The organism is Paraburkholderia sp. GAS206C (genome assembly GCF_050435645.1).
GTDB classification, from domain to species: domain Bacteria; phylum Pseudomonadota; class Gammaproteobacteria; order Burkholderiales; family Burkholderiaceae; genus Paraburkholderia; species Paraburkholderia phenazinium_B.
Genome location: NZ_JBNDKR010000002.1, coordinates 1 through 10833, shown reverse-complemented (window position 1 = coordinate 10833; position 10833 = coordinate 1). Strand labels below are relative to the sequence as shown.

At 61.7% G+C, this 10833-nt stretch carries 10 protein-coding genes and 1 rRNA gene; 5 read left to right on the top strand and 6 right to left on the bottom strand.

Annotated elements, in window-relative coordinates; translation table 11 throughout:
- Positions 1-5 precede the first annotated feature (5 nt).
- Positions 6-653, top strand: coding sequence for a glutathione S-transferase (locus tag P3T20_RS04415; protein ID WP_429286204.1), 648 nt, complete (start codon positions 6-8; stop codon positions 651-653).
- A 112-nt stretch (positions 654-765) separates the two neighbouring features.
- Here the strand turns inward: P3T20_RS04415 and P3T20_RS04410 are convergent, their stop codons facing one another.
- Positions 766-1938 carry a pyridoxal phosphate-dependent aminotransferase gene (locus P3T20_RS04410; RefSeq protein WP_429286203.1) on the bottom strand — a complete coding sequence of 391 codons (1173 nt, stop codon included), beginning with the start codon at positions 1936-1938 and terminating at the stop codon, positions 766-768.
- Between the two features lie 77 nt (positions 1939-2015).
- Positions 2016-2528 carry a putative toxin-antitoxin system toxin component, PIN family gene (locus P3T20_RS04405; protein WP_429286202.1) on the bottom strand — a complete coding sequence of 171 codons (513 nt, stop codon included), beginning with the start codon at positions 2526-2528 and terminating at the stop codon, positions 2016-2018.
- Positions 2529-2584: 56 nt separating this feature from the next.
- Between P3T20_RS04405 and yaaA the strand changes: the two genes are divergently transcribed.
- Both yaaA and P3T20_RS04395 read left to right on the top strand, forming a co-directional pair.
- The gene (gene yaaA / locus P3T20_RS04400) at positions 2585-3367 is read left to right on the top strand and encodes a peroxide stress protein YaaA (protein ID WP_074265285.1); all 783 of its coding nucleotides are present in this window, start codon (positions 2585-2587) and stop codon (positions 3365-3367) included.
- Positions 3368-3468: 101 nt separating this feature from the next.
- Positions 3469-4623 carry a M14 family metallopeptidase gene (locus P3T20_RS04395; RefSeq protein ID WP_429286201.1) on the top strand — a complete coding sequence of 385 codons (1155 nt, stop codon included), beginning with the start codon at positions 3469-3471 and terminating at the stop codon, positions 4621-4623.
- An 82-nt stretch (positions 4624-4705) separates the two neighbouring features.
- Here P3T20_RS04395 and P3T20_RS04390 read toward each other — a convergent pair whose 3' ends face one another.
- From P3T20_RS04390 to P3T20_RS04375, 4 genes are all read right to left on the bottom strand, one after another.
- Positions 4706-5278 (bottom strand): BspC domain-containing protein, encoded by a 573-nt coding sequence (locus P3T20_RS04390; protein ID WP_074265283.1) that lies wholly within the window; start codon positions 5276-5278, stop codon positions 4706-4708.
- A 230-nt stretch (positions 5279-5508) separates the two neighbouring features.
- Positions 5509-6183: an energy-coupling factor ABC transporter permease gene (locus tag P3T20_RS04385; RefSeq protein ID WP_074265282.1), complete on the bottom strand. Its 675-nt coding sequence runs from the start codon at positions 6181-6183 to the stop codon at positions 5509-5511.
- 115 nt (positions 6184-6298) lie between these two features.
- Positions 6299-7156: a LuxR C-terminal-related transcriptional regulator gene (locus P3T20_RS04380; RefSeq protein ID WP_074266144.1), complete on the bottom strand. Its 858-nt coding sequence runs from the start codon at positions 7154-7156 to the stop codon at positions 6299-6301.
- Between the two features lie 273 nt (positions 7157-7429).
- Entirely contained in the window at positions 7430-8644 is a 1215-nt protein-coding gene (locus P3T20_RS04375; protein WP_074265281.1) for a DUF2863 family protein, read from the bottom strand.
- Between the two features lie 288 nt (positions 8645-8932).
- Between P3T20_RS04375 and P3T20_RS04370 the strand changes: the two genes are divergently transcribed.
- Positions 8933-10048 (top strand): AI-2E family transporter, encoded by a 1116-nt coding sequence (locus P3T20_RS04370; protein WP_074265280.1) that lies wholly within the window; start codon positions 8933-8935, stop codon positions 10046-10048.
- Positions 10049-10533: 485 nt separating this feature from the next.
- Positions 10534-10833 (top strand): 16S ribosomal RNA (locus P3T20_RS04365); the annotation flags it as partial.

Sequence of the window (10833 nt, the reverse complement as noted above, 5' to 3'; positions counted from 1 at the left end):
ACCCGATGATCAAACTGTGCGGCTTTGCACTGTCCAACTACTACAACAAAGTCAAATTCGTGCTGCTTGAACACGAGATTCCATTCGAGGAAAGCTTCGTGATGACGAGCCAGGACGAGTCGCTGCTGGTGCATTCGCCGCTCGGCAAGGTGCCGTTTATCCAGACCGAGCAGGGCGATCTGTGCGAGTCGCAGGCCATCATCGAGTATCTGCACGCGTGCTTTCCCGAGAAAGGAATTTTCTCCGCGGACCCGTGGGAAGCGGCGAAAGAGCGCGAACTGATTACGTTCATCGACCTGCATCTGGAACTCGTGGCGCGCGATCTCTACAAGGAGGCCTTCTTCGGCGGCACGTTGACCGACGCGACCAAAGGGCGCGTGGAAAAGCGGCTGGCGCGTCACGTTGCCGGGTTCAAGCGGCTCGCGACGTTCGCGCCGTTCCTGCGCGGGAAAAAATGCAGTGTGGCCGATGCCGTGGGCTTTGTGAATCTGCCGCTTGTCGGCATGGCAACGAAGAATATCTACGGACGCGACTTTCTGCTCGAAGCCGGTATCGACTGGAAGGCCTATGTGAAGGCCATCGGCGAACGGCCGGCGGCGCAACGCGTGACGGCGGATCGCAAGGCTTATATCGCGGCAACTACGAAGCAGTGAGCGGCCCGAAGCGCGATCTGCGTGCATCGGCGGCAGCGGCGCGCATGCGCGCGCCGCAACCCCATGCGATGGCGAAGAACGCGGGTTCGTTCGCAGCATCGCGGGCGTCATGCTAGAGACGCGCCAGCCGCTCGAGCGCGGTAGCGAGCGTGCTTTCCTGCTTCGCGAAGCAGAAGCGTACGACGCCCGATTCATGCGACTCGTGATAGAACGCCGACACCGGAATGGCCGCGACACCAATCTCGCTGGTTAGCCATTGTGCGAACTCGGCTTCGGGCAGATCGCTGATCGCCGAATAGTCGACGCACTGGAAGTAGGTACCGGTGCAGGGCAGCAGCTTGAAGCGTGAGTTCGCGAGGCCGGCGCGGAAGAAATCGCGTTTCTTCTGATAGAAAGCCGGCAGGTCCAGATACGGCGCCGGGTCGCGCATGTATTCGGCGAGGCCGACCTGCATTGGCGTGTTGACGGTGAATACATTGAACTGGTGGACCTTGCGGAATTCAGCGGTCAGCGCTGCTGGCGCGGCTACGTAGCCGACTTTCCAGCCCGTCACGTGATAGGTCTTGCCGAAGCTCGACACCACGAAGCTGCGTTGCGCGAGCTCCGGATAGCGCGAAACACTCTCGTGCGGCGCGCCGTCATACACCATGTGCTCGTAGACCTCGTCGGAGAGGATCAGCACGTTGGTGCCGCGTACGATTTCTTCGAGCTTGAGCATGTCTTCGGCACGCCAGACCGTACCGGTCGGATTGTGCGGCGTGTTGATCAACAGGAGCCGCGTTTTTGGCGTGATCGCGGCGGCGAGCTTGTCGAACGGGATCTTGTACTCGGGCGCGTCCAGCGTCACGAATACCGGCTTGCCGCCGGCGAGTTCGATGGACGGCAGGTAGCTGTCATAGGTCGGCTCGACCACGATCACTTCGTCGCCGGGATGCACTGCGCACAGAATCGCGGTCAGCAACGCCTGGGTGGCGCCCGCCGTGACGGTGATCTCGGTGTTCGCGTCGTAGCGGCGCCCGTACAGGTTGGCGAGCTTGTCGGAGATGGCCTGGCGCAGCGGTGCGGCGCCTGCCATCGGCGGGTACTGGTTGTGCCCGTCGCGCATGGCTTTGGCCACCGCGTCGACGATACGCGGATCGCAATCGAAGTCCGGAAAACCCTGACCGAGGTTGACGGCCCCTTTTTCCGTGGCGAGCGCGCTCATCACGGTAAAAATCGTGGTGCCGACGCTTGGCAGACGGGACGGAAACGACGGAATCATCGGCGTGTCGTGCGGTGAATTCATGGCGCTGTCGGTGTTTATGCGGTGGTTTTGAAGACGGGCGAACTTCGATTGTAGGGAATTGGGGCGCGCCGCGTGCGTCAGGCCGGCGCGGGCTCGTCGGCCTGCAGCGCGCAGGCGGCGACGAACGGCGCCGGCTGGGCGATCTGGAAACCGAAGTCGCGGGCGATGCGGCGCGCGAGTTTCAGCACCGCGCGGTCCTTCGACACCAGCCAGTCGGCTTTTGCGGCATGGGCGAGTTCGAGGAACTTCTGGTCGTCGCGGTCTTTGCACTTTGGCAGCGGGCGCGGGGTTTCAGCGGGCGTGGCAGTCTGTGCGGGTTCCGGTTCGGGCGCTACCTTGACGAGTTGCGTCAGGCGCGTCACGGTGGCGAGGGCGGCCGCCTTGTCGATCTCGCGCTTCGCGAACTGCGGGTAGTCGAGCACGTAAGTGAGTTCGGCCAGGCAGCGGGCGTCGATCAACGCTTCGAGCGCGCCGCTCTCGAGGGCGGCGCGGATAGGGCGCGTATGCGGATCGTCGAACACGAGGATGTCGATCCAGACATTCGAATCGAGGACCACGCGCAGGGCGGGTGCGGCAGGGGAGGCGGGCATTCGTTACAATCTGGCTTTCGTCATTAACGCCAGGCACGGCGTGCCTGCAAGCCTCTATGATAATCGTTCTGTCGCCGGCGAAATCGCTCGACTACGAAACCCCTCCGCACGTCAAAAAGCATACGATCCCCGATTTTGTCGATGACGCTGCCGAATTGATCGGCGGGTTGCGTCATCTGTCGCCGCAACAGATCTCCACGCTGATGAGCATTTCCGATCCGCTGGCCCAGCTCAACTTCCAGCGCTATGCCGAATGGTCGCCGAAGTTCGACACCCGCAATGCCAAGCAGGCGGTGCTCGCGTTCAACGGTGACGTCTACGAAGGATTCGACGCGAAGACGTTGTCGTCAGCGGATCTGGACTTTGCACAAAAGCACGTACGCGTGTTGTCTGGGCTTTATGGGCTGCTGCGGCCGCTCGATCTGCTGCAGCCTTACCGGCTCGAGATGGGGACGCGCTTTGTCAACGCGCGCGGCAAAGATCTGTACGCGTTCTGGGGCGAGCGCATTACGCAGGCCCTGAATGCGCAACTGAAGAAGAACGCGCGCGCGGCACGGGTGCTGGTCAACTGCGCTTCGGGCGAGTACTTCAAGTCGGTCAAGCCGAAGCTGCTCGAAGCGCCGGTGATCACGCCGGTGTTCGAAGACTGGAAGGGCGGCCGCTTCAAGATCATCAGCTTTCATGCGAAGCGCGCCCGCGGCCTGATGGCGCGCTACGCGGTCGAGAACCGTCTCGACGCGCCGGAGCAACTGAAGGGCTTCGATGCCGAGGGTTATACGTTCGACGCCGACGCATCGAACGATTCGACTTACGTATTCCGCCGCCGTATTGCCGAATGAGACCGGGCGAGCCTCCAGGTGAGCGGCCCGATGAGCGCTCATACTGAGCAGGAACGCGGACCGCACCGACTGCAACGGGTACATCACCCGGGAAAAAGATCATGACACTTTCTATTACTAGCAACTTCGACGCAGGCGCGATCGAAGTTCTGTCCTGCGAGCAGGCCGGCAACATCCGTCTGCGCGTGAGGCCCGACAGCCGCGCCGACTTCGCGCAGTGGTTCTACTTCCGCTTGTCCGGGGCGCAAGGCGAGCGCTGCGTGATGACCTTCGAGAATGCCGCCGACTGCGCCTTCCCCGAAGGCTGGCGCAACTATCAGGCGGCGGCGAGCTACGACCGCGTGAACTGGTTCCGCGTGCCGACCTCGTACGACGGCCGCGTGCTGACGATCGACCACACGCCCGACTTCGACCGTATCTACTACGCGTACTTCGAGCCGTATGGCGAAGAGCGTCATTCGGAGTTTCTCGGCGCCGTGCAACAGATGCCGCAGGCGACGTTGACCGAACTGGGCGTGACGGTCGAAGGCCGGCCGATGTCCTTGCTCACACTCGGCACGCCGCAAACCGGTGATGTGCCGAAAAAGAAAATCTGGATCATCGCGCGTCAGCATCCTGGCGAAACGATGGCCGAATGGTTCGTCGAAGGTATGGTCAAGCGCCTCGCCGGCTGGGGCGATTGGGCGGGCGACCCGGTCGCGCGCAAGCTCTACGACCATGCGGTGTTTTACATCGTGCCGAACATGAATCCGGATGGCAGCGTGCATGGAAATCTGCGGACCAATGCGGCCGGCGCGAATCTGAACCGGGAGTGGATGGAGCCCGATGCGGCCCGCAGCCCTGAAGTGCTGGTGGTGCGCGACGCCATTCATGCGACCGGTTGCGATCTGTTCTTCGACATTCATGGCGATGAAGCGCTGCCGTATGTGTTCGTGGCGGGTTCAGAGATGTTGCCGGGCTTCACCGAGCGGCAGGGACAGGAGCAGAAGGCTTTTATCGAGGCGTTCAAGCACGCGAGTCCGGACTTCCAGGACAAGTACGGCTACGCGGCGAGCAAGTATCGTGAAGATGCGCTGAAGCTGGCGTCGAAGTACATCGGCAAGGAGTTCGGTTGCCTGTCGCTGACGCTGGAGATGCCGTTCAAGGACAACGCGAATCTGCCGGATGAGCGAGTGGGCTGGAATGGCGAGCGCAGTGCGTCCTTGGGCGCCGCGATGCTGCAGGCAATCTTGCGGCACGTGGAGACGTTTGCTTAGGGCGGTTGCTGGAAGCGCGCTTACCTAAGCGCTAGCGCGCCATTGCGTCTGGTTCGCCGCAGCTTTCCTGCTGCGGCACTTGCTAGTGGTGGCTTTTCTTCGAACTCTTGCCGGACGATTTCTTCGTCGACTTGCCGCCCGTCGAGTGCTTGCCCTTACCGCCTTTGTGTTTGCCGGATGACGGCTCGGCGCGCGGTTTAGGCATGGGCACTGGATCGTTCCAGCTAAACGCGAGCATCTGGCTGCCCAGATAACCGCAGCGGAATTTCAGGTCGGAGGGGTCGCCACCGCCATCGTTGCGTACGCCGAGTCCTTCGACGGTGACGATGCTGTCGACCTTGACATGCTGCTTACCTTCGTCGAACGAATCGTTCCACGGCGTGACCGCGGAATGAGCGCTATCGAAGGAGCTTGGCGGGAATTCGACGTGATCGAAAACGGTCGAGGTGCTGGCGACAAAACTGCCATGCGCTGCACAGTCGGCCACGAGCGGGTCGGCGTGCATATCATTGACGAATTTCTGGACGAGTTCGTTGTGCTGTTCGAGTTGGTCGGCGAATGCGGGAGCGATGCACATGAGCGAGAGACTTGCTGCATATGTCGCTAACCGGCCGGCCACCCGCAGCAATCGGCGCGGTACGTTGGTGCGATCCATCTAGTTCGGTAGGCGCTATTGAGACATCAGGCACGTAAGATGCCTGACGGCAGGGAGGAGTTCAATCCTGACACAAAATTTTTGACTTGTCGTGGTAGCCGTTCTCCAATCGTACTTGGGAGACGACGGATTATTACTGTCGATTGCCACCGGTAGCAGCAGATTGATGCTGATGCGGCGCGGGACCTTCTTCTTCGAAGAGATGCCGTGGCCCGGCGTGATGTTGCGCGTCAGATGCGCGGGCCGCCGAGCCGGTAGCGGCGTACGTCGTACGTGGTGACCCACGCAGGCCGATACACTGCGATCAACGCCGTGGACATGCCGGTGAACCATGCTTCGCCGGTCGCCAGCAGGAAGATGCTGAACGCGTAGCCGACCGGTATGACGGTCATCGAGCCGCCGGAGACCGCGATGTGGACGCCCACCGCGGCACTCGCGGTTAGAGCAACGGCAATAGCGGGCGAGACGAAGCCTTGCCCAAAGATGAACATGAACAGGTTGCGCGGCAGCCAGGCAATGCAAGCCCGTTGCAGCAACGCCGAGATACCGACCGGCAATGCACCGTAGACGATAAAAGTGAGCGCGATGCCTTGCCACGGTGCATCGAACACGACCGCCGCGAGCCCAGTGACCGCAGCCATGGCGATGAGTGCCAGTGCCCAGTCGAACAGCGTGACGACGAGCGTCGCGCCGAGCAGATGCATCACGGTGCCGTCGTCGAGCCATGCATTGCTCGCCCACAGTACCGAGACGGCAACGATGATCGCCAGCCAGACGTGTTGCAGGGTGCCGTCTTGTAGCCGTTTGAACGGATTTTTCCACAGCGCGAGCGCGAGCAGCAGCGCGGTGGCGACCCAGCCACCGACAGCGACCCATAGCGGAAGCGGTGTGTAGAGGAAACCCATACATCTCATATTACTCGTTGGACGGAAAAAGGTGTGAGCGGATTCCGTGCCAGCCGGGAGAAGACACGGCTTGCCTGGCTCAGATCAAACTTCTTAAGCGCCCTGCCGGTGGGCGTCAGGTCGATTCGTCGGGCTCGGGATCGCCAAATGGAACGACGGCTTCGGCGGCCATCGGCAGGGTGTCCGTGGTGTCGTTGGCCGGCAACGGGTAAGTGAACTGCGCCGGCCTGCGGCGGCGCAGCGGGACCACCCCGGGCTCGCCCATTACCGGCCGCGCAGGGCCGTTCTGGTCGCTGCGCAGCACTTCGAGTTGGGCGGATAGCCAGCCGTTGTAGAGCGCCACGGCGGCGGCCCGGTTGGGAGCGCCAAGCTGCTGGAAGATGCTGGACAGATGGATCTTGACGGTGCCTTCGCTGATACCGAGTGTGCGGGCGATCATCTTGTTGGTGCTGCCCATGTGCACGCAACGCATGATCTGCTCCTGGCGCGGCGACAGGCCGCTCGCCAGCCGGGTGCGCTTCGGCGGCGGCTTGATGTTGACGACCTCGGGTTCGCGAGGGCCGGGTTCCGCTTGCGGTGGTGGCGGCAGTGACAGTGCCCCGGCCGGGACATAGTGACCGCCGAGCAGCACGATCTCGAGCGCACGCACGATCAGGCGCGGGTCGGTGTCGCGCAGCACCACGCCAAGCACGCCTTTGTCCAGCAGGCTGCGCACACATCTGGGCGACGTATCGTGGGTCAGCACCGCGATTCTCAGGCCGGCGTGCTCCGCCAACACCCGGCGTACTTCGGCGACGGACATCCAGTCCTGCCAGTCGATCAGCAGCAGATCGGGCGGTTGCCGCCGCAACGCCCGGTCAGCCTGGCGCCAGTCCTGTGCTTCGTTAAAACGCGCCTGACGGTCGATTTGCCGCAACAGAGCCTTGAGCCCGTCACGTCGTTCCGCGTCGGAGTTGAGAACCAAGAATCGCATGCCATGCCTCCATATGAATCGTTCGTGGTGGCGCGATGCTCGCTTGCGGCAGAGGAAGCCGGTTGCATTGCGATGCGCCACCAGCGCCATGATGACAAATTCCTTGCTTCTTGACGGCCTGGCCAGAAGACATAGGATGATTGTCATGGCCGGTGCTGGTGTCCTGAAAAAAGCGAACGGCCCGATCAGCGCAAGCCGATCGGGCCGTTTCATTGTGGCAGGCGGTTTGGCCGCGCCAGCCTGGTGCCGCTTGCGCGGTCACCGTTGGTCGCGTCAGTGGAAATGCGGTTGCGCGGGTTCTGCGTCTTCCGGCATTTCGGCGTGTACGATTTCGCCGAGCGGGTCCGCGTAGAGCGGCACTCCGCAGTCGTCGCAATATTCAGGCTCGAAACGGCCCGCGTGACGCCGGATGTCCGTTACGCCGGTTTCCTTCAGCAGTGCGACGATTTCTTCGAGCGGGCCGTTGTCGGCCGCCGTTTCTTGCGGCTCCTCGTCGATGCCCGGCTCGCCGTTTTCACGGCCGTACAACGGCCACACGACGCCGTAGATCACATCATTGCTGCCGCGGCGGGTGAAGCCGACGCGATATTCGTCGATCCGACGCTCGCCGAAGCCCGCGACCACCGCTCGCAAATCGGCTGGCGCCGCGCTGATGGTGTCGAACAGATAGCGCACGGCGGTGCGCACGGTATGCGGACGCACGCGTTCGTCTGCGTCGCGGCAAGCCGAATAGTAGGCGTCCGGCAACAAACACTCGAATTCGCAACCCGGAAGCGCCAGCGACAGATTGGCACCCCCTTGCGTAGCCCATTGCTCGAGACATTGACCGCGCTCGATGCGGTTGCCGTGCTCCTCTTCCTGCCAGCGAAATACCGGCGCGCCGACGGGCGCCGCGACCACAGCCAGCAGAAAGCGCGGATCGGCCAGGATCGGCGAGGTCTCGGGCAGTTCGCCGAAATTGATTTTTACAGCGCCTGCGCCGAGCGCCGCTTGCGTGAGTTGCTGCGCGATGCGCCACGTTTCGACGTGATGGCGGGGCAACTGATCGATGCTGTACAGGAATGGCGCCAGGGCCACGCGTGTGCCGGCGGCAAGTACGTGCGCCTGCAGATGGGCGCGCAGCGCGTCCGCCGAGTCGTTCTTCAGCGGACCCGACGGGATGGCATAGCGGGTCCAGGCCAGCACCGGTGCGGCGATCAGCAACGCTTCGTAGGTTATGCCCTCGTGCTCGATGATGAACGATTCGCTATGCGTTTCCGCCATGTCGGCGAGCGCACCGTATGCATCCGGATGATTCTGCTGGAGATGGTCGAGCGCGGCGTCCAGCGTTGTCTGGTTGGCGTTGCGAACGATCTTGGTTAGCAGCGCATCGAGCTTCGCTTCCCAGAAGCGGTCTTCGGTGCGGCTGCCCGACGCGAATAGCGCGAGCGAAAGACCGACCAGCTTGTCGGCATCAGGGGGGAGACGTTTGGCGATTCGCGAGCGCATAAATCCAGGAATGGGGGCACAGAACCGTATATTCTAGTCTTTTCTGTGCCGTCCTATCATTTGTATGTCACCCGTGGCGGATCGCGCCGCGTGCAGCCCGGCGCAGGCGTGGTCGCGGAGGACTGGAGCAACCTGTCTTAGGCCATCCGGCGGGTTGACCGGGACGTCCTGGTTGACGCAAGGTAGAGGTCGTTAAGCGGTGGACTTCCATACCGACCGCCTTCGGCGTCGCGCCTATGAGTGTGCACCCGAGTGGCGTTGTGGTCTGACACAACGAGGGGATTCAAAGTGAAATCGGACCAACTGATCGAGCGGCTTGCCGCTGTGTTTGCATTGATCGTACTGGTAGGCGGTTCGTTACTTGTGCTGGCGCCATTCACGACTGCATTGCTGTGGGGCGCCATTCTTAGCTATAGCTCCTGGGGGTTGTACCGCAAGCTGACGGCGGTCGTCGGAGGTCGACGCAAGCTGTCGGCGTTACTGATTGTTCTCATTATCCTGGTGGTAGTTCTGGGTCCGTTCGTCTACGCGGGATTTGCTTTCGGCGCCCACGTACACGAGATCATCGCTCTGGTGCACAAGCTGTTCGACGACGGCTTGCCTGATCTGCCGGACTGGGTGGTGAGGATACCGCTGGTCGGTCCTAATATCGAGGCCTTCTGGGCGCATCTGACAAGCGGCAATTCCGAGTTGATTGCGCAGATGCGAACCCTTGCCGCGCCTGCGGGTAGATGGATTCTGGCTGCTGCGATTGCGGTGACGCATGGGTTGGGGCTGCTGGCGCTCAGTATTGTGCTGGCGTTCTTTTTCTACACCGGCGGTGAGGGTGCGGCAGCATGGTTGAACGCCGGCATGCGCCGCATTGCTGGCGAGCGGGCGGATTATCTGCTGGCGCTGGCGGGTAGCACGGTGCGAGGCGTTGTCTACGGCATTCTCGGTACGGCGCTGGTGCAGGGGGTACTAGCCGGATTCGGCTGCTGGATCGCCGGTGTGCCGGCGCCCGCGTTGCTTGGGTTGGCAACCTTCTTTCTGTCCGTCATTCCGGGCGGTCCGGTCATAGTCTGGTTGCCGGCCGCAATCTGGCTTTACCACGGTGGCGCGACCGGCTGGGCAATCTTTCTCGTTATCTGGGGAGTCGTCGCGGTGGGTATGTCGGACAACGTCATCAAGCCTATCCTGATTGGCAAGAGCAGCGATATGCCGTTGATTCTGGTGATGCTGGGGATTCTTGGTGGTGCGTTTGCGTTCGGCTTCCTGGGCGTGTTTATTGGGCCCACGTTGCTAGCCGTCGCATACACCGTGCTGCATGACTGGACGATCGGCTCTTCGACTGCACGCACCTTGGCTCCGAAGGCAGGGCCGGCAGCGATTGAGGAAGCGCAGCCGGTTCAAAAGGCCCCGTGAAATAAATTCCTGATAGCGCTTGCAAGCCATGTGCTGGGTCGCTAGAATCTCGTTCTTTCGCGCTTCGGACAGCGGAGCGCGGGGAGCGGGAGAGCCAGCAGTGGCAAGGCTTTCGGCGGGTTGGGCAGGTCAGGCTGGTGCAAAAAACCTGTTGACGACGTAGCGGAAGTTCTTCATAATCTCGTTTCTCTGCTGCTGATGCAGCGACGCAGAACGAAGCGGTACCGAAGGGTTGTGAGGGTGATGCAACGCGGTGCCGGTTTGGTGGTGAATGCGTAACCGATCTTTAAAAATTAACAGCCGATAAGTGTGGGCGCTTGATGGCGACGCGGCGGTGGGCCTTTCGGGGTTTGCCGCGAAAGCGAAAGTATCAAGTCTCACACAGTAATGAAAGGAAGGTTTTTTCATCGCAAGATGATTGAACAATTCGTCAGTACGTTGAGTGAGCGACCGGTTCTTGAGAACCGAAAACAGTAACAGGAATTGAACTGAAGAGTTTGATCCTGGCTCAGATTGAACGCTGGCGGCATGCCTTACACATGCAAGTCGAACGGCAGCACGGGAGCAATCCTGGTGGCGAGTGGCGAACGGGTGAGTAATACATCGGAACGTGTCCTGTAGTGGGGGATAGCCCGGCGAAAGCCGGATTAATACCGCATACGCTCTACGGAGGAAAGGGGGGGATCTTAGGACCTCTCGTTATAGGGGCGGCCGATGGCAGATTAGCTAGTTGGTGGGGTAAAGGCCTACCAAGGCGACGATCTGTAGCTGGTCTGAGAGGACGA